Below are 18,835 nucleotides of genomic sequence, written 5' to 3'. Positions count from 1 at the left end.
CCTTTCACAGTTATTTGATTTGTAAGGTACAAAAAAACGTTTTACCACGTTCAACATCACGTGTCAAGAATCTTCGATGAAGAATTGGTGGGCGGAGTAGGGATCGAACCTACGAAGGCGCAAGGCCAGCAGATTTACAGTCTGCCCCGTTTGACCACTTCGGTATCCGCCCAAATTGCGTCCTCAATACCCTACCAAACAATGAAAATTATTTCAACACCGGCCGCATGTAGTGCCGGCCTTTTTTGTACACCCCGTGGACTGGCCGCGCATTTGGGTCAATCACTTTCTGACCGTCGCACTCCACGGCCTTTTGCAGTATGAGCCGCCGGGCTTCGGACTTGCTCACCCCAAAGAGGAAGGCAACCATGTCTGCTTCAGACTTCAATTCCTTCCCTTGGATAGTCTTCGTTGGAACCTTTTCTGGCGCCTGCTTCCCAACGATGACCCGGTTGAAATGCTCTTCAGCTTTTGCTGCATGCTTTGGCGAATGAAATTCCGCGACGATGGTGGTGGCGAGTTTTACCTTCGCAGCTTTGGGATCTTTGGGTTTAGTAAACTCCGCCAGCGGTAAGTCGGTAAGCAATTCGGCGAAGATAGGCATGGCGCTATCAGGAATGGACATGAGCTTGCCAAACATATCCTCTGGACTGAGGGTGAGCTTAATGTCATTTCCCAAGGACTTACTCATCTTGTCTTTGCCATCTGTGCCAGGCAGAATTTTTAGCGTGACCACCTGCTGCGGCTTTTGGCCAAAGAATTCCTGCAACGGCCGAGCTTGAAGCTCGTTGAAGGTTTGGTCTGTGCCAATGACCGTACAGTCAGACTTGAGCATCACTGAATCGTAGGCTTGCAGCACCGGGTACACGGGTTCGTGCAAGCCAATTTCCTCCCCGGCTTTTTTCCGCGCCACGAACATATCGCGTTCCAACATGCGCGAGACGGTAAACCTGCTCATGATTCGCAGCAGTTCTTCCGCAGTCATTTTCTCATACCACTCACTGTTGTACCGGATTTCCAGTTTCTGCTTATTCAAAATCATCCCAATCTGGTCCACGTAGGATTTGGCCGCAGCTGCAACATCTTCTTTCTTCTGCAAAATGCGCGACTTCACCTTGTCTGTGGGATCCCCAAACCGGGCAGTGTAATCACCGATGAGAAAGATGATGGTATGCCCGAGATCCTGCAGTTGCCGGAGCTTACGGTAAATCACCGCGTGTCCCAGGTGCAGGTCAGGCCGGGTGGGGTCAACCCCGTGCTTGATGCGCAGTGGATGACCGGACGCCAGGAGCTTGTCCAAGTCCTTCCGGACAATGACATCAGCCACGCCGCGGGTGAGCAAATCGTTGGGGCTTTTTCGTTCCATATCCTCCAGTGTACGGCGCTTCTTCGTTGGGGTCAAAGCCCTTGACATTTATGGAGAATTAGCCTATACTCCTGAGTTAACCAAAAACAAACGGAGGAAATATGAGTCCAGGTGAACAGACCAGAATTCACCAATTGCCAAAGAAGCAGTCGATTTGGTGGCTGATTCTTTCCATCATCGTCGGAGTGGTAATCGTTACCTTCGCGGTGAGTGCGGTTATCAACCGGCTAAATAAGCCGCCAGATGCAACTTCCCAGGTATCCCAAGTGATACCTGGATTTTTTTGCAAAAGTGTTCCCTTATTCTGTTGCGGCCGCCCAAGCGTGCAACCTACTTCCGCTGGTACCTACACCTCCATCCACAGTAGCCACACGTTTGGACTATTACGCCCGCAATGACAGATTGGAACAGCACCACAAGCATCCACGGCTTTCCTCCATAGGCGGACAAAAGAAAAGCCGCTTGATTACCAAGCGGCTATTACTCTGATGATCTAGTCATACATCCCAGGCTCACGGTTCGCAGTCGTACCATATTTCTGAACTATCCGTCGATAGTTTACTTTGTAGTGAGCCTGCCAACATGCTCTTACAACAAGTTCTAGTACAATGAACAAGACTACTCCACCTGCGAATACAATCCAAAGCGATAGTGGTAAAAAACAAGCGATAATGATGAGGCCAGCTAAGCTAACCCTGGCTAGCCACGTAGATACTTTGAGAGATCGCACAATTCCTCCTCAAGATTTCAGCCGCAAAAAACGTAGTTTGATCCTAGCACGTCCCTTTCCACAGTCAATTCTCAAATCAGGTTTTTTTGCAAAAAATAACCTAGCTTACCTTCGGGATAATCCCAACCCCGCGGCTTGGAAAAGCCGCTCTGGAGGTAAAATGTCATTACGGACAACGTAAGACGAATACGTTAAACGATACAGGCTGCGAAACCGTAAACCGTATTACGCCCCTCCCCTACTCCACCCACGGTTTGTACTGCCGCGTCAGCAATTCCTTTGCTCGCAGTGGCTCAGCCATAATTTCCTTCACGATCTTCTCGCACCGCGTGCCTTGTGACGCTTTGATGAGTAGGAGATCCCCGGTGTGCATCCGGTCTTGGATAAACCTCCCCGCTTCTTCCGCCTTGCCAAAGCTGAAAACTTTGTCTGTATCCATGCCTGCTGCCTGAGCCCCACGAGCTATATCACGCGCAGATTCACCGACTGTGATGAGGATGTCTGCCTTCCCAACCACGTACTGCCCAAGTGATGCATGCTCTGCTTCGCTCACCGAACCAAGTTCACGCATATCCCCTAGTACGGCAAACTTCTGGCCAGGCGTGCTGAGCTGGTGGAGGGTATCTACTGCGGCTCTGGCTGCAGCGGGTGAAGAGTTGTAGGTATCGTCAATAATGAGCGTTTGCTTTATCCCTCTGATCAACCGCATGCGACCAGCTGGGGGTTGGTACGCTCGCAGGTTTTCGGAAACCTTGGCGAGATTGAGTTGCAACGACTTGGCTACGGCAAATGCCGCACCAATGGCGTAGAAGGAATGTGTTCCAAGCGTATCAGTAATAACTACTGGAATTGCACTGCCGTCTACCAGCACTTTGGCAGCAATCCCCTGCACGTCACTGGCGTTGGTACCCATTATCCGTGCGTGGCCAACCACAACTTCCGCGTTGCCGCTGACTGCGTACCGAATAACCTGCCCTTGGATTTTTGTAGCGATACGGGAGAGCTCCAGGTCATCACTATTTAGAATGACGGTGCTGGTGCGTGGAGCGAGCATGGCTAATTTCTGCTCTTCCACTACTGCAGCTTGGATACTGCCAAAGAATTCAACATGCTCAATGGTTGCCGCAGTGACCACGGCAATATCTGGGTGAATCCAGGCTAGCAGCCGATCCATGTCCCCCACCTTGTCCGCGCCCAATTCCAGCACCAGTAAATTTGGGTAGGTTGGATCTACCTTCCCCCAAACCAGCTTTGCGCCGGTATACAGAATAGATAGCCAGCGCCACAGTGACCGGTAACCGGTTTCTTGACGAAGTATGGAAAGTGGAACACCGAGCTCCTGATTGTAGCTCCGCAAAGTTTGCCCAATGTTGTACTCCGTTTGCAAAGCAATAGCTATTGCTTGCACCCCTGAAGTCTTACCAACCGAGCCACCCACCGCCACAATTTTTGGTGCGTACCGAAGCAGCACCCGTTTGGCTAAAAAGGTGAGCTTCCACTGCAGGATGGTGAGGAAAAGTTTTTTCATGGGCTTACCCTAGCACACTTTGGTTACCCGGCAAGATTCCGCGTTGGGGCGACGTCGTAGTACTTCAGCAGAAAATCCATCACCTCTCCAAACAGTGGCGCCGCAGAGCTCTCAGCAAATTGCACGTCCTTTGGCACGTCTATGCGCGTAAGCATGACGAACTTTGGATTCTCTACCGGAGCGAAGCCAGCAAAGGAGCCAATGGTTTTATTCGCGTCATAGCCAGAGCCTGTAGCGGCACGCATTTGGGCGGTGCCAGTTTTTCCAGCCACGTAGTACCCCTTCACCCCGGCGCGCTGCCCATGCCCTTTTTCCACGACATTCACCAGCATGGCTCCCAATGTTGCAGCCGTGTCTGACCGTAGGACTTGGCGCACGACCTTGGGTTCCCGTTTCTCTAATTTCCCATCTGGGTAGGTAATATCATCCACCACGTACGGCTGCATTAACTTCCCCCCATTTGCAATTGCGCCAAAAGCGGCAACGAGCTGGATGGGCGTGGCTGTCAAACCTTGGCCAAAAGAATTGGTTGCCAAGAAAATATCCCCGGGCTTGGTGAGGGACGCCAGGTTCCCTGCAACTTCCCCGCTCATTTCCACCCCGGTTTTTTCCCCAAAGCCAAAATTCCGCACGTACTTCCCAAAACCACCCTGGCCAACCAGTTGGGCAACGTGCATTGCTCCAGTGTTCAATGACTTTTCCAAAACTTGGGTCATGGTCTGCGTGCCGTTCGCTTTCCCATCCGAGTTGCGAATAGTGAAGCTACCAATTTTTTCCGCCCCGGTGTCCACGTACGTACTCTGCGGCGTCACTTTACCCAGATCCAAACCCGAGGCCATGGTAATGGCTTTGAAAATGGAACCAGGTTCGTACGCCCCAAAGACCACCGGATTATTGAACGCGGCAATATCCTCCGTCTTGGCATACTGGTTGGGATCAAAGTCGGGCTGCCCGCACACCGCCAAGAGTCGGCCGGTTTGCACTTCCATAATAACCAAGGCACCGCCATCAGCGCCGTGCTTCGCCACCGCAGTTTTCAACTTATTACATGCCTGGTACTGCACAGTGTGGTCCAAAGTAAGTGTCACTTGGGAACCGTTGATTGCTTCGGTCAGCAATCCCCCGCTAACGGGTAAAAATTCTTGAGCCGCGGATTTCCCAAAGTCTAGCTTCCCTTTGATCCCAGCGAGTGCCTTCTCCATTGCAGCTTCCACGCCGTAGAGCCCCACCCGCGTGTCTTCATGGTACCCCACAAAGCCCACCACATGGCTGGCGAGATTCCCCTCCGTGTAGTAACGCAAACGTTCTTTCTCAAAACGTAATCCCGTAATGTGTAGCGCTTCAACGGCAGAAACTTCCGTGGGCGAGAGTTGGCGCTTCAACACTTCGTACTGGTCATCTGGTTTACTGAGCTTGGGGAACAGTTCAGCTACCGGCAGCCCCACAATGGGGGCAAGCTTCTGCGCCACGTCACTTGGCTCCGCAATACTCTTGGGCACAGCTACGAGGAGCGGCGCGTCAATATTCGTGGCTAAGGGAAACAGCACCCCGGGGTTAGCCCGGTCTTTCACCCGGATTTCTCCCCGATTCGGCGTGAGCTTGGAACTGAGGTTATGCTGGTTCTCGGCAATCGCAGCATACGCACCGTGCCGCAGAACCTGCAACGTGAACAGCCGCACGGCAATAATTCCCGCAAACGCAAGCACGACCACGTGAAGGATCTTCAGGCGGTCGCGGCGAGCGGGCGAGGTCGAACGTCGTTGCGTCCGATGCACCATGGCAAAGTGTGGAAATTACCGCCGGGCCACTGGGCCCACACCAGCGGTGAGAAATTCCGGCGTGCTGCTGGGAACCAGGCTGGCCACGGCCGGCGTATCTTGGAGTGTAGAAAGGGCTGACAGCTGTGCCTGCGCGAGTTCCAGTTCCCGGCGCTGGGCCTGGAGTTGATCGTGCTGCTGCACCAGGTCATGCACAGCAAAGCTCTTGGTGGCGCTGCGATTTACTTGGATGAGGTAGACCACTCCCAGGAGCAGGACAACTGCGCCCAGCATGACGACCAGGTTGGATCCACCCAACGCCTGCACAGACCGGCCAGTATGCTGGCGGTTGCGGAGTTTTGCAATGAGGGTGGAAAATTTTGACATGGACGTGGATTACGAGGCGGGAGAAAGTTTTTTGATGACCCGAAGTTTGGCACTCCGGCTCCGAGGATTTGCCTGCAATTCAGCTTCGCTTGCAACAATGGGCTTGCGAATGAGGAGCTGCGCGTTGGCTTGGCGGTCGCAGGTGCACTGCAGTTGCTCCGGTGGGCAGACGCAGGTTTTGGCTTGCTCGCGGAAGAACTGCTTCACCAGCCGGTCTTCCAACGAGTGGAAGCTGATGATGGCCAGCCGACCTCCAGGGGCCAGGAGAGCGAAGGCTTCACCCAGAAATGGGGTGAGCTGGCCAAGTTCGTCGTTGACGGCAATGCGTAAAGCTTGAAAAGTTCGGGTGGCAGGATGCACTTTCCGTCCCAGCCACAGTGGCCGGTCTGCGGGTGCGTGGAGGATCTGCCGGTACGTCGCATCAATGACACTCGCGAGCTCCCCCGTGGTCGCTATCGGGTGGGTCTCACGACTGGCAATGATTGCTTTAGCAATGGCCCGGCTCTTGGGCTCTTCGCCGTACTCTTGCAAGATGCGTTCTAGCTCTGCGGCAGAAATGCTTTGGAGGAGCTCAGCCGCAGTTGCGCCCTGACCCTTGTCCATCCGCATATCCAGCGGCCCATCTGCTTGGAAAGAAAAACCTCGGCTGGGGGTGTCCAGCGCAAAACTGGAAAGGCCTAAATCCGCAAGAATGAGATTTGGTTTTGGAAAAGATGCTGCCAAACTAGCAATGTCAGCGAATGTGCCTTGGACAGTGCGCACTCGCTCACCGAATGACTCAAGATGTACTTTTGCCTGCGCCAGCGCTTCGGCATCTCGATCAATGCCCAGCAAACGTCCGGTTGGCGCCGTAGCGGTCAGGAGCATTTCTGCATGGCCGCCCAGACCCAGAGTGCAATCAATAGTGTGCTCCCCTGCTTGCGGAGCTAGAGCCAGGAGAACTTCTTTGGAAAGAACAGGGATGTGCGCTGGAGTGCGGCCAAGCATGGGCGCCGCTCCAGGTTACACGCCCAGGCTACCCAGGGCTTCAGCGATATCTGTTGAACTCTTCTCGGTTCCAGCTTTGTACTTCTGCCAGGTGGTGTCATCCCAGAGTTCCAACCGGTTGTACAAACCTGCCACCACCACCTTCTTCTTCACTGATGCGTACTTCCGCAGGTAGTCAGGCAAGACCACACGGCCCTGCTTGTCGATATCCAACTCCATTGCTCCAGCCAGCATCAGACGCGCAAAGGCTCGGGTGTTGGCCTGAGAAATGGGCAAACGGGAAAGCTTATCCGCCAGCTGCGCCCACTCCCGCTGCGGGTACACAAAAAGGCACTTATCCAAGCCGCGGGTGACGACCGCCCCGTGGGTTAAGCGCTCCCGGAACTTCACCGGGATGGCCAATCGGCCTTTGTCATCTATTGCATGGTTGTATTCGCCAATAAACATGCGGTTCGTCATTAGGAAGCAGAATGGGACTTTTGGGGTTGTGCACAGGGGGAAGTACTTATCCCCACTTTTATCCACTTTCAACCCTCTATCCCCATTTTACACCACTTTCCTACCTTCGTCAACCACGCCACACCCCGGCCATTCCGGCAAGGGCAAGGTTTCCTAAGGTTTTTTCACCTCCAACAAAAAACCCACCCTTTCACTGAAGAAGGGTGGGGATAACTACAAAATTCGATTCTTACTTCCCAATATTCTCCTGGATAATCTTCACTACTTGGGAGGCGTCCTTCAGATCTTCGGTGAAGAGGATGTGCTCTTTGTTGATGTACACCCGGTTCGTTGGCCCATACACCTCACTCCCCAGTTTGATGAGCGAAAGGGTGGACGGGTCAGTGGCTGCAGTTTTCTTCTCCGCTTCAGTCTTGGTGTCATCCACCTGAATGTAATGGACATCAGTCAGCAAGACTTCGTGCCGGCTCCAGCTCTGCAACTTCCCAAAGTACACTTGCCCATTGGTGAGGAATACGGCTTGGTAGTGCTGGCTGCGCTGCAGCTTCGCCCAGAAACCCCGGAAGCAGACGAGGGCAAGGAGGAGGACAACCGTCAGCACCAACAGAAACATTGCGACGGCGAACCGATTTGCAGATTTCTTTTGGGAGGGGTTTTTCATATGCAGGTATTTTAGCACACGGAGTGGTGCTTAGGGATTTTTTCGGGGTGGGGGTTTGGGAAAGGCAAAAGCCAGAATGCAACAAGCAATACCAACTGCCACACCAATGCCACCAAAGACCAGAGCACGCTCTGCGGCCAAGGTGCCAATACTCTGTACAACCGGTACGACCAATGATTGTACAAATTTTTCTGCTGGATCATCTCCCGCTGGCCGGACGCTCACTAGTAGCGCGCTGCCCAATGATGCAATACCCAGAACGACAAGCGAAGGGATGACCATTGCCAGTCCCAACCACCATGTGCTCCGGCGAAGGTGCGGCAAGAAAATGGTGAAGATACCAGTGAGCAAAGCAAGTGCAAGGATGGTGAGCGTCCAGTGCAACGTCTGCAAGTAGCGGAGAGCATCTTGGATGCCTTGCACTTGGGTTTGCACATTGAATGTCACTTCTTCTGGGACGCAGCCCTGGTTTGGATCTTCCGGTGCAGTTGACGAGCACTGCACCTTTTTGAAGGCGCGGCTGCGCAGGTCTGCGGCAACATCGAAGGTTTCTGGAATACTACTGGCAATGTCCTCCACAATCCCCGCTTGCGTCACAATGGACTTTGCAGAAACACCTTTTGGTAAGCATGATGGAAATCCATCGGTCAGCGTTTTCTCCTGCTCAAAAGCGTCTAACTGCTTTTCTGTGCATACAGGAAGTTTGGCAAGTTTTTTCTCAATGACATCGGCCACTGCCGTTGGCAATCGGCGTTTGATATCCTGCAGCGGAATAATCCACGTGACATCTGCCAAGCCTGTCCGGCTGTAGGGCAGAGCAAAAAGGACATCCAGACCATTCTCGGTTTGGGTTTGCAGGTAGTCTGCGGTGAGCACTTCCCGGGCCAGCACGGTGAGATCATCAGCAGAGAGCGGCGTGTCTTGAAAGACCTCGCCGAATGCGCCGGGGTCCCGAACCAGAGAAGAAAATGTTTCGGTAATTAAACGGTCATACACTCGCCCATCGCGCAGCGCCGCTTTCCACGGCGTGCTTTGCAAAGCAGTTGTGCGAATGCTCCACCCAATGAGTGCAAGCGTCCCCACAACCGCAAGCACAGCAATGATTGTGACCCCCCAAAATCGTCGCATAGGTAAGGAAAGTGTACTGTTTTTTCATACCCTTGACCAGAAACGCAGAAAGTGGTACTTTGCGGAGAAATACAAAGACGACATAACGAAAAGGAGTTCACGTGTTCATTTCCATTTTTTTTATCCTCGTCCAGTTGTCCACCGTCCCTTTGGATAGTGGTGTTTGTCTCCTATCTGGCGCACAAGCGGATTCGCTGCTGCGGGTCACCCCGCGAAGTGGAGACAACGCTGCTGCGGTTGGAAAGCTCTTTGTCAACAAGGTCTTCCTGAAGCAAAGCACGGCGCCGCGGAAAGACGCAGATTCAGCCCGGTACTACTTCCGGCTCTCCCCCGACTCTTCGGCTACGATCCAGGCGTATCGACTGATTGCAGATGCCCTCCGCATCCGCGAAGACGGCATCATTGATAAGCTGCTGGGCAATACCAACAAGCGAGTGACGCTAGTTTTCCAAACGGCTGATTCATTAGTCCGACGCCACCCCCAGGAGCCCGAAGTGGTGTTCCTCATTGCTAACCTGTTTGGTGAAGCCCATAAGGATCAGACCAATGCCAAGTGGTACTGGAACCGAGCGTCACAACTTTTCGAAGCGTTGCAACTCTTCATCCAGGCCGAACACCTGGTTGATCCAGAGTATCGCTCCCCGCTGGTCAACCCCGAAATTTGCGGGATGGTGATGCTGAATCAGGCCAAACTCAAATTTAAACTGGCTGACGAGGAGAAGTACGCAGTCGTCGACGCGCGAAAAAGATGGGAAGAGGTTATTACCCGCTTCCCCAACACGCTGGCTGCCGCGAATGCAAAGTTGCAGTTGGAGAAATACAAAATGTAGCACATTGAAGACGCCCTCACAGGAAATTGTGAGGGCGTTTTGATGACTTCCTATTCGTCTAAGGTGCTGTAGGCATTCTGGCCAGGCAGGTGCAGAACGTACTTTGTCTCATCGCGGATATTCCAGTTGTCCCATGCAGAATTTGTGTTGACTAACCGGTAGACGCGGCAAGTGCCAGGTGCGCCCAGTTCAAATGGTAACATAGCATTGTTCAACTCAACATCTTTTTGATTCATCGTCCAATGACGCAAACCTGTGGCCGTTTCTGAAAATAAAATGATATATTCGTATTTCTGAAACAGACGATGCTCACCCTGGTGGGTGTGTATGTTGAGTATGGAAAATTCTTCACTCAAAACCCAATGTGTCTGTGGAATATCCCCCAATCCCGCAAGAACGAACAAGGCAACGAGGCCACCAACAAACGAGCCCGCAAATGGTCCTAGAAAGGCTCCGCAACTTTTCCGGATCGCCCCAATGATTCCAATGACTAAGCCCAAAAGCATTAGGCATACAACTGTGTACATACTTCCCTCCAAGCATTTCTACGTACTTTGTTAATTTCATATGAAACTATCACAATACTCCTCGCGTGTCAAGCTAGGTTCATATGATCACTAACCTCGTATTTGATCACACACTTGGCAACAAACTACACGTCCTTCTTCCGCATCTTCTCCGTGACGTTGAAACCCAGGTACTTGCCCAGCATCAGCCGGGTAATGGCTTCGGTGGCGGGAATAGAACCAAAAGCTACCATGGTCACCGGGAAAATAATCCACTGGAGGAACATGATGGGCCACTGCCAGCGCGGGGCATGCCGCGGTCGGGGTGGGAGCAGGGTCATACTCAGCATGGCTGAAGCAATCAACCCAACCAGCGACACGGTCATCATGATGCTCAGCACGTGCGGTGTGTTCACGGTAAGCGCAGAAGTAAGGCCTTGGTGATTTGCGACGGCGATGGGTAAACGACCCAAGATGAAAATGAGAATGGGAGCCGTGGCCCATGAGAAAGACCCTTCCAGCTGGTTGAACAGGTACCGAAACTTCTTCATGAACGGAATAGCTTTGTTGCCCCAGAAGTTCCACACCATGAAGGGAAAATTCTCAATGCCATATGCCCAGCGACGCTGCTGCACGTACTGGTTTTTCAAACTCTGCCGGAGGGTGTGGCTCATGACTGTATCCATGGACAGCGGAATGAACAACGGCACCACGCGGTAATCCCCGTCATACTCAATGAACCCCTGGATGAAGATACGGGAGTCTTCGGTGACAATATCACTCTGCCAAAACCCAACCTCCACCAGGGTTTTGAAAGACATAGAGTGTGAAGAAAAAGTGAACAAGCGCTCCGGCCGCATTTGCTCAGTCATTAGCCAGAAGGTAGTGGACATGGCCACAACGCGCATGAGGAACGGTGACTCCCACACGTTGTTGCTGTACAGCGCCACGGGCTGGTAGCTGGCGTGGGTGGGATTGGGTACGGTCAGGTAGTGGTAGGTCAAACACGCAAAGTACTGTGGGTGCACAACGGTGTCCACGTCGAAAGATGAAACGACCACGTTTTCGTACGGCAAACCCAGCGCATCAACAATTTCCTTTTGCGCGCGCTTACCAGCGTACGCAGTGTTGGACCCTTTACCCGGTACTTCCCCAGGGACATCTGCTGGGTGTTCCGTTACCAAGAATTTTCCAAAAATCTTTTCGTACTTTTCCTGCATTGCTGCAGAGACTTTTTGAAAATGCTCATGGTCTTTCTGCTCCCCGCACAGCACCACCAGCAGCCGGTCTAGTGGGTAGCGAATGTTTTTGAGTGACGCCAAGGATTGATCAACCACTTCCACTGGCTCCTTGTAGGTTGGCAGAAAAATGAGGTGATAGATTTCCTGGTACTTTGGCAACGGCTGGGTCTTCGCCAGCCAGTCCACGTGCGAATCATGCCGGAACCGCCGGTAGGATGTGAGCAAGTACACCAGTAAGTAGGAAATGCGAATGAGCCACAGCGCATCAAAGGCGATGATGAAGACAATGACCCACAGCGGTTTGATGAACGAGAGCCCAACTGCCAGAATGAAAGCTGACCAGATGAAAATTCCTGGAATCATCTCCAGGGTTCGGTACCAACGGTACGCCGCTTGGCGGTCCATAGACGTATTAGAGGTAGTAATCCACCAAGTACTGCTGCACCCCAGCATCAAACTGTGCTTGGGCCGCTTCCGCCTTTTCCATTAGCTCCTTCCCTAAGTCCGTGGGAAACGCAAAGGTGAAAATCAAATTCTTGTTTGGTTCCTCAATGTACAGCAATTCTGCACGCAGTGGATTGCCCACGGGCGCAGGAATGGTTGCGCGCTTGGTTTCACCAGCCAGCCCTGTGCGAATCGTTTCAATATCCGGTGGTGTAGGCTGGTCAATGCCGGCGGCCTGCGCAAAAATGCCGTACACATCGGTCACTACTTTTTGGGTGAGGTCGTAGAGAATCATAGGAAAAATTACGCAGCAGACTCCCCGGCTGCCTTGTACTTGGCTTTAATGGTTTCCACCTTCTGCTCCACATCCTGCAGCCGTTCACGCAGGCTCTGCGCCAAAGCCATCCCCTTCTCAAAGTCTTTCAGACCTTCCTGCACGTCAAAAGCCCCAGCCTCAAACTTCTGGGCAATGCGTTCCAGTTCAGCAAAATCCTTGGCAAAGGTGTTGGCAGCAGGGCGTTTAGGCATACAGTGACTATGAGGTTACGGTGGAACGAATTGTGCCACGCTTTACGCGGGTATGCAAGCGTTGGCAGAAGAACACTTATACATGTTTCTTTTCCAATCTAAAGGCGAGGCGACTCTTTGCTTTCGTTCGCATTCTTGTTTTGTGAAAGTTTTTTCTTAGTCATATTACGTTTCACGGCAATTACTCCAATTGCAACCCCAGCAATGATAATGAAAAATAATGGATAAATATAATACTGCATGAATAAAGCGTACCATTTATACCAGTAAAAATTTTCAGTTGGCAAAACGAGATGAATACCATCTCTAGAATCAAGGTACACTAATCGATTTTCACCAACATCATTCAAGTATTGAGCACAATCAAAAATACCACCGCCGGCTGCAGCAAGACCTCCGGTCCCGGAGAATACTTCACATAAACCATGGGTGCTAATACTTAAAGTTTCAATTTTTGAACTATCGACACTTTGACCTTTATACACATGTAATATTTCCCATTGAACCTGCATTACTACGTAGTCACCAAGAATCGAGCGCTTTTCTTCACTTGTCGAACTAACAATTTTAACCTCAATAACTTTATCCGCTTCACTATACGCCCTGGACGCATTAGGAAATGGTAAAGGCGTTGCTCCAACAATCGCATATGCAAAACTCGGCAAGAGAAGAGAAAACCCCACAACAGCCACGAAACCAAAACGGTAGACTAACTTCATAATTGTTTATGTAACGGTGGAACGAATTGTGCCACGCTTTACCCGCGTATGCAAGCATTGGCGAAAAAATCAATTATTTATATCATCTTTTTTCCCCTGGACATGTATATTCTGATTATTTGCAATTTGATGAGAGACTTTATTTTTATTTTGAAAATGTCGCCTAAACAGAACAAAGCTACCTGCTCCAACAAGTGAAATCACCCCAAGAATAATAAGGTATTCGACGTATCGAGCAGAACCAGCGTAATACCAATACCAGAAAAAACCTTTAGATGGCAAAACGAGATTCACATGGTCACCGTAACCAAAATATATTAACCGCTTTTCACCAATGGTGCTTAAATACTCACCGCATCCTAAGAATTCCTTTTTGTAACCGACTAATAAGCCGCAGACTTCGTAGGCGGAATATTCGACTGCTTGCGGGATTGTCACAACCCCATCTTGTTTTTTTAGTACCTTTAAAACCTCCCAATTTACCCGCTTAACTGATTTGTACTCACCTGGTAGAAACTTTTCTTGACTTATTGAATAATCAGTTATTCTTACTTCGAGAATCATCGTTGCTTCAGAGGCTGCCTTTTTTGCACTTGGAAATTGTGTTTCCATTGGTCCAGGTGTTGCACCTGCAACAAGGGGATTGAAAAACATACCACAAAAAATGCTCATCAAACCGAGTACAAAAATTTTTCTCATAGGATTACGTTACTGTTGAATGAATGGATCCCCGCTTTACCCGCGTATGCAAGCGTTGGCCGGGTTTGACCGAATCAGCGTTGGTCACGACCTTTCCGTCAATGGTCGTGAGTGAGTACCCCCGATCCAGGGTCGCGGCGGGTGAAAGCGTCTGCACCAGCTTGGTGGCATAGGCCAGACGGGTGTGCATGCGTTCCACGCCAGAGGAAAAAGCCTGCACGCAAGTTTGCTGCAACAGCCGAATCCGCTGCACTGTCCCCTGCACCACATCACTCAGGTCGCGGGTCAGGTGGTGCAGCCGGTCGTGCAAATCACCCAGCACCATCCGCCACCCATCTTCCATTTGTCGCTCCATGGTTTGCACATCGGCAAAGACTTGGGTTGCTAATGGCGTTGCTCGTTCTGCAGCATTGGTTGGCGTGGACGCGCGCACATCGGCAACGAGGTCAGCAATGGTCCAGTCACGTTCATGTCCCACGCCACACACCACCGGCACGCGGCAGGAGAAAATTGCCCGCGCAACTTTTTCACTATTAAAAGCTTGGAGATCTTCCAGGCTTCCTCCACCCCGGGTGAGAATGACCACATCCACATTGCTTGCATGGCAGTGCTGCAAGGCGCCCACGATGCTGGACACTGCACCAGCGCCCTGCACACCCACGGGAAAATGGACAACCGTAGCCAGCGGCCAGCGCGTGCGTAAAATCCGGAGCACGTCCGTATACGCTGCAGCGTCAACAGAAGTGATAATACCAATGCGTTTGGGATATTGTGGGAGTGACCGCTTTCGTCCTTCAGCAAACAACCCTTCAGCATCTAATTTAGCTTGGAGCAAACGCAGGGCTTGCTGCAGCGCGCCTTGGCCAACCAATTCCACTTGCTGCACGCGCAGGTGAAAACCACCGCTACCTTGGAACAGCGAGGGTATTGCCGTAACGCGCACGGACATGCCGTCTGACAGTTCCGCTTCTGCATCCCCCACCAGCATAAAGCACAGCACGCGGCTTTTGGCGTCTTTCAATTCAAAGTAGACCAGGCGTTCTTTACTCACCCGGTAGCCAGTGATCTCCCCTTCCACCACAACCGAACCCAGCAACGTCAAATGTTGCTTGGTGACTTGGATGAACTCTGAGACGGAGAAGATTGGGTGATCGGGCATGCACAGACTATAGCGCACCGCAGTTCAACTGTCAGTAATGAGTGGGGATTTCTCCCCCTCTTGTCATTGCGAGCTCCAGCAGGAGCGCGGCAATCCCGTCGTAGCTTAGAACCAAGGTAGTTACCCTGTCCTGGATCCGAAGTTCATCGGGATTGCCGCGTCACTCGAAGACTCGTTCCTCGCAATGACAGAAAAGGAGAAATACACAGACAAGCCCATGCGTCACAAACAAACCACCGCAGCCTAGAAAGGCCGCTCTGGAGATAATAAATCTCTATGGCTTACAGCTTTACGGCTTCCCCTCCCCCAGCCATCCCCCATGCGCCAATGGCCGGGCGGAGCTTGGGCCGGATGAATTGCACTTTGGGGGCAACCATGCGCACAGCACCCTTGAAGCGTGAAGGGAGAACCACTGGGCATTTGAAAATCCCACCCACGGTGACCAGGGAAAAAATTTTTCGGTGCAGGCCACTCTTTCGGATAACTGTCGTTGCCAGCAAAGCGAGTTCATCAGCGGCGTCAGCGAGAATTTTTTTTGCTATTACATCCCCTTTCTCCGCCGCAGCTTGCACGTACGGCGCCAGGGCTGCAATCTGCGGTTTGCCGAAACTGGGCTGGTACACAATGTGCACCAACTCCTCCGGCTTCCGGATCTGGAAGTGCTGCAGCACGTACTTGGTTAATTGCGTTGCAACTCCCCTGCCATCTGCAGCTTTGGTCACCGCGTGCAAGGTGGCTAAACCTTGCGCATACCCAGAACCTTCGTCAGCCAATCGATGCCCGCGTCCACCAGCGCGCACAGTGCCTTTGGGGCCACGCGCATATGCATTGGATCCCGTGCCAGAAATGATCACTGCCGCGTGCCGGTCAGTGGTTCCCGAGGCCAAAGCAATGATAATGTCATTCACCAATTGAAAATCTGGCTCGACAATATTTTTCAACGTCTGCCGCAATACCCGGCGCATTGCCGCCACATCTTTCGGTGTATCCATACCCGCAATCCCAATGACTGTGCGGTACGGACGGTGCTTGCCAGCCAGTTTCTCCGCTTGCTTCACTGCCTGACGGACATTGAGCGCTGCAACCTCTCGCGACACAGCACGTGGGTTGGATGGGCCTGCCTTACCCCAAACGACATCCCCAAGGCTGCTGCCAAGCGCAGCTTCGGTTTTCGTGCCACCACCATCAATGCCTAGGAACCAACGTCCTTTGTTCATATGCATATGGTAGCACGACAGAAAAAAACCGCACCCCTCTAGTAGAGTGCGGTAGGCTCGTTATCTTTTCTAAAAACTTCCTGCGAGATGAAAAAGCAGCGTGGAAAGCCCATACGAACCAACAGCTGAAGCTGCTATCACAAAAATGAGCTTTAGTATAAATACCCTCTTTGAAGGTACTTGCATATTCCCTCCTTCTATTTCTGTTACCGATAGTATACCCCTCCTGAAAAAAATGCAAAAAGAAAAGGGGTCTGCTTGCGCAAGACCCCTCAAGAAGTGATAGTCATGAAACCCTTGAAAAGGGAGAAAAGAGTTGGAAGGTTGAAGTGAGCGAGTACGCTGTGTCGAGGTGGATGTGACTCCAGAAAAGGAATAACCGGAAAGTGGAAAGATTCGCGTTGTTCGTCGCGTGGCCGAGTGTTGAATGCTTTCGCATTCGATACATAGCATCCGAAGATGCAGCTCTGCATTTGACGAATACGTCCCTTGGTGAATCTACCACCCATCAGCTATTTCTAGCGTACACTTCATGTGCGCAAGAACAAGTCTCGCGCGCGCTTCGTTCCTTGCCATTCAATGACTACCGACTTGAAATCAAAGATCAGCGATATCTTTTGTGGTAATGAGGATTGTATCCCAGCCATAAAATCCTGACAAGCCCCTTTATCCACACTTTTTGGCTTTTCCAACTGATTTTTGAAAGGCGAAGTCATTTTTTCCGCTATCCATAGCGCAAAAGTTATCCACACCTATATTCCCTCAAGATAAAAAGCACGGCATCCTTTTGGAATGCCGTGCAAAGTGCAATGAACCAGTTTTAGGGGTTTTTGATGTCGATCTCCCGCCACGATCTAAATTCTTCATTGTTGATCAAAGAATAGTACACAACTACAAAGAAGTACGTCCCCTCTTTCAGCTTTTTCGGAAGCTTTATTGGGTCGGTGTTGAGAAACCAACCCTTCGCACTGTGCGCATTGGGAAACTTTGGGGTGGAAAGTGGCTCCCCAAAAAATCCTTTGCGCAATTTATGAGAACTAGCTGGTCCAGTGTGGTCGTTGGTAGTAGGCATCGCGAAGGCTTCACCAACTTTTCCACTCTCCTTCACTGGCCCCATTATCGAGATATCAACCCCATAGGCGTAGTTCCCTAAGTAATCCTTGGGAAACTTTGACACGTCATGCTCCAGGTACACATACAGGGACTCACCTGGGGCAAAGACCCGGCTCACCCGTGGCTTGTACGCCGTAGTGTTTCGTACCACTCGGTTCCCAAATTTCTCCGAGGGCTGAGGGGTTTCTAGAAACAGCACCTCACTGACAACTGGCTGGGAGGTGTACACCGAAGGAAGCTGCAACGTCATTGGGTATGGCTTTTGCAGCGCCTCAGTTTTGCCCCGGAATGTCTGCCACACGGAGTACGTTCCAGCGGGCAGCTGAAAATGCTGCACGACGGGGATGACGCCATCCGCAAGCCCAGGGGTTGACGCAGGGATATTCCTGATCGGCACTGAATCATTCTTCACCACAACATTTGCTTGGGAGTAAATGTTTGTCGTGGCCGTGAATTCCAGCGTGGAATCCCCGTTCATGAGCTGCTTCATGGGAACACCAGACACAAGGTAGACGTCATACACATCCCCATTTGGGAAGGTGCTCAGGTACACGGAGGCCGAAAAATCCTTCGTCCCAACTGGAAAGGGATCGAACTGGGGAGTTTGGAGCGAAACAAATCTCCGCTCGTCCTCCTTCATTGCAAATAATCGTTCAGCTGGTTTACGCTTTCTCCCAAGAGCATTCTGCGATGGAACCATCATAGCGATTTCTCCGTCGGCATCTGCTTGATACGCCAATTGCTTACCCCCTTTCCATTCCAGCTCGTTCACTTGACATTGACCAGTTCCTGGTTTGTCCTGCATCGTAAAGCATGGAACCTCAATCCAGTAATCCTCATCAGGAATACCATTCTTGAAAACTGCTTCGGTTCTCATAGGCTCAAGAAACCTTCCAAAAAAACTGGTTCGGAAGTGTGAGAAACAATATTTCGCCCGCTTTTCCCAAAAATCGTTCCACCATTCACAACGGTCTGGCGTATCACCTCGACCAGTTTCCAGGTCTTTCCGTGCCTTGAAATCACGTAGCATGGTTTCTAGCAGACCCGGATTTGCGACTGGATCAACGGCAGAAAGTGCACAGTACATTGCAGTATCCGAATACTGAAACATGATCAGTAGGGTTTGCAATGAATCACGTAGATTCATCGAGTCCAACACAGTGCCCACAGGCAATTGCTTCAGGGCATCCACATACGGAGTTGGTACCTTTGGCTTGTCTTGCAAACCAAACTGCACCGTACCCGCACAACCCGCACAGGAAACCACCAGCATCCCCAAGAGCATGCTATTACAACGAATGAAGATGCGCCACATACGCACCCTCCTTTCTCAATATATTGAAAGTAAAATTTTCAAAGATCATCCGATGCTTCCC

19 protein-coding genes and 1 tRNA gene are annotated in these 18,835 nt (G+C 51.5%); 1 reads left to right on the top strand and 19 read right to left on the bottom strand.

All coding sequences use genetic code 11. The features are described 5' to 3' along the window. Window positions 1-85: 85 nt before the first annotated feature. The 10 genes from WCV85_02535 to WCV85_02490 all read right to left on the bottom strand — a co-directional run bounded on the left by WCV85_02535 (window position 86) and on the right by WCV85_02490 (window position 9,003). A tRNA-Tyr gene (locus tag WCV85_02535) sits at window positions 86-172 on the bottom strand. Between the two features lie 36 nt (window positions 173-208). Continuing rightward, window positions 209-1,366: a tyrosine--tRNA ligase gene (gene tyrS, locus WCV85_02530; protein MFA6473725.1), complete on the bottom strand. Its 1,158-nt coding sequence runs from the start codon at window positions 1,364-1,366 to the stop codon at window positions 209-211. A gap of 127 nt (window positions 1,367-1,493) precedes the next feature. After that, on the bottom strand, window positions 1,494-1,655 hold the full coding sequence (locus tag WCV85_02525) for a hypothetical protein (GenBank protein MFA6473724.1): 162 nt from the start codon (window positions 1,653-1,655) through the stop codon (window positions 1,494-1,496). A 679-nt stretch (window positions 1,656-2,334) separates the two neighbouring features. Continuing rightward, window positions 2,335-3,624 carry a UDP-N-acetylmuramoyl-tripeptide--D-alanyl-D-alanine ligase gene (murF, locus tag WCV85_02520; protein ID MFA6473723.1) on the bottom strand — a complete coding sequence of 430 codons (1,290 nt, stop codon included), beginning with the start codon at window positions 3,622-3,624 and terminating at the stop codon, window positions 2,335-2,337. A gap of 23 nt (window positions 3,625-3,647) precedes the next feature. Continuing rightward, the gene (locus WCV85_02515) at window positions 3,648-5,402 is read right to left on the bottom strand and encodes a penicillin-binding protein 2 (GenBank protein MFA6473722.1); all 1,755 of its coding nucleotides are present in this window, start codon (window positions 5,400-5,402) and stop codon (window positions 3,648-3,650) included. Window positions 5,403-5,417: 15 nt separating this feature from the next. Then, a complete protein-coding gene (locus WCV85_02510) occupies window positions 5,418-5,768 on the bottom strand; it encodes a hypothetical protein (protein ID MFA6473721.1) in 351 nt (116 codons plus the stop codon). 9 nt (window positions 5,769-5,777) lie between these two features. After that, a complete protein-coding gene (gene rsmH / locus WCV85_02505; GenBank protein ID MFA6473720.1) occupies window positions 5,778-6,755 on the bottom strand; it encodes a 16S rRNA (cytosine(1402)-N(4))-methyltransferase RsmH in 978 nt (325 codons plus the stop codon). Between the two features lie 15 nt (window positions 6,756-6,770). Beyond that, window positions 6,771-7,214, bottom strand: coding sequence for a division/cell wall cluster transcriptional repressor MraZ (gene mraZ, locus WCV85_02500; protein MFA6473719.1), 444 nt, complete (start codon window positions 7,212-7,214; stop codon window positions 6,771-6,773). 229 nt (window positions 7,215-7,443) lie between these two features. After that, on the bottom strand, window positions 7,444-7,875 hold the full coding sequence (locus WCV85_02495; GenBank protein ID MFA6473718.1) for a hypothetical protein: 432 nt from the start codon (window positions 7,873-7,875) through the stop codon (window positions 7,444-7,446). A gap of 30 nt (window positions 7,876-7,905) precedes the next feature. Continuing rightward, window positions 7,906-9,003, bottom strand: a complete 1,098-nt coding sequence (locus WCV85_02490; GenBank protein MFA6473717.1) for a hypothetical protein — start codon at window positions 9,001-9,003, stop codon at window positions 7,906-7,908. 101 nt (window positions 9,004-9,104) lie between these two features. On the opposite strand from WCV85_02490, the gene WCV85_02485 reads away from it, so the two are divergent. Next, window positions 9,105-9,833, top strand: a complete 729-nt coding sequence (locus tag WCV85_02485; protein MFA6473716.1) for a hypothetical protein — start codon at window positions 9,105-9,107, stop codon at window positions 9,831-9,833. Between the two features lie 50 nt (window positions 9,834-9,883). Here the strand turns inward: WCV85_02485 and WCV85_02480 are convergent, their stop codons facing one another. The 9 genes from WCV85_02480 to WCV85_02440 all read right to left on the bottom strand — a co-directional run bounded on the left by WCV85_02480 (window position 9,884) and on the right by WCV85_02440 (window position 18,774). Beyond that, window positions 9,884-10,360, bottom strand: a complete 477-nt coding sequence (locus WCV85_02480; GenBank protein ID MFA6473715.1) for a hypothetical protein — start codon at window positions 10,358-10,360, stop codon at window positions 9,884-9,886. A 125-nt stretch (window positions 10,361-10,485) separates the two neighbouring features. Beyond that, on the bottom strand, window positions 10,486-11,985 hold the full coding sequence (locus tag WCV85_02475; GenBank protein ID MFA6473714.1) for a glycosyltransferase family 2 protein: 1,500 nt from the start codon (window positions 11,983-11,985) through the stop codon (window positions 10,486-10,488). Window positions 11,986-11,992: 7 nt separating this feature from the next. Further along, a complete protein-coding gene (locus tag WCV85_02470; GenBank protein ID MFA6473713.1) occupies window positions 11,993-12,319 on the bottom strand; it encodes a hypothetical protein in 327 nt (108 codons plus the stop codon). Between the two features lie 8 nt (window positions 12,320-12,327). Further along, on the bottom strand, window positions 12,328-12,552 hold the full coding sequence (xseB, locus tag WCV85_02465; protein ID MFA6473712.1) for an exodeoxyribonuclease VII small subunit: 225 nt from the start codon (window positions 12,550-12,552) through the stop codon (window positions 12,328-12,330). A 98-nt stretch (window positions 12,553-12,650) separates the two neighbouring features. Next, window positions 12,651-13,271 (bottom strand): hypothetical protein, encoded by a 621-nt coding sequence (locus tag WCV85_02460; GenBank protein ID MFA6473711.1) that lies wholly within the window; start codon window positions 13,269-13,271, stop codon window positions 12,651-12,653. Window positions 13,272-13,340: 69 nt separating this feature from the next. Beyond that, complete coding sequence (locus WCV85_02455; protein MFA6473710.1) at window positions 13,341-13,970, bottom strand: hypothetical protein; 630 nt, start codon at window positions 13,968-13,970, stop codon at window positions 13,341-13,343. 4 nt (window positions 13,971-13,974) lie between these two features. Beyond that, window positions 13,975-15,129 (bottom strand): exodeoxyribonuclease VII large subunit, encoded by a 1,155-nt coding sequence (gene xseA / locus WCV85_02450; protein ID MFA6473709.1) that lies wholly within the window; start codon window positions 15,127-15,129, stop codon window positions 13,975-13,977. A gap of 281 nt (window positions 15,130-15,410) precedes the next feature. Further along, window positions 15,411-16,346, bottom strand: coding sequence for a BadF/BadG/BcrA/BcrD ATPase family protein (locus WCV85_02445; GenBank protein ID MFA6473708.1), 936 nt, complete (start codon window positions 16,344-16,346; stop codon window positions 15,411-15,413). A gap of 820 nt (window positions 16,347-17,166) precedes the next feature. Then, the gene (locus WCV85_02440) at window positions 17,167-18,774 is read right to left on the bottom strand and encodes a hypothetical protein (protein ID MFA6473707.1); all 1,608 of its coding nucleotides are present in this window, start codon (window positions 18,772-18,774) and stop codon (window positions 17,167-17,169) included. Window positions 18,775-18,835: the final 61 nt, after the last annotated feature.

The organism is Patescibacteria group bacterium, from assembly GCA_041665345.1.
Lineage (GTDB): Bacteria > Patescibacteriota > Patescibacteriia > PEXW01 > PEXW01 > JBAYJA01.
This window is presented reverse-complemented; position numbering and strand designations above follow the sequence as displayed.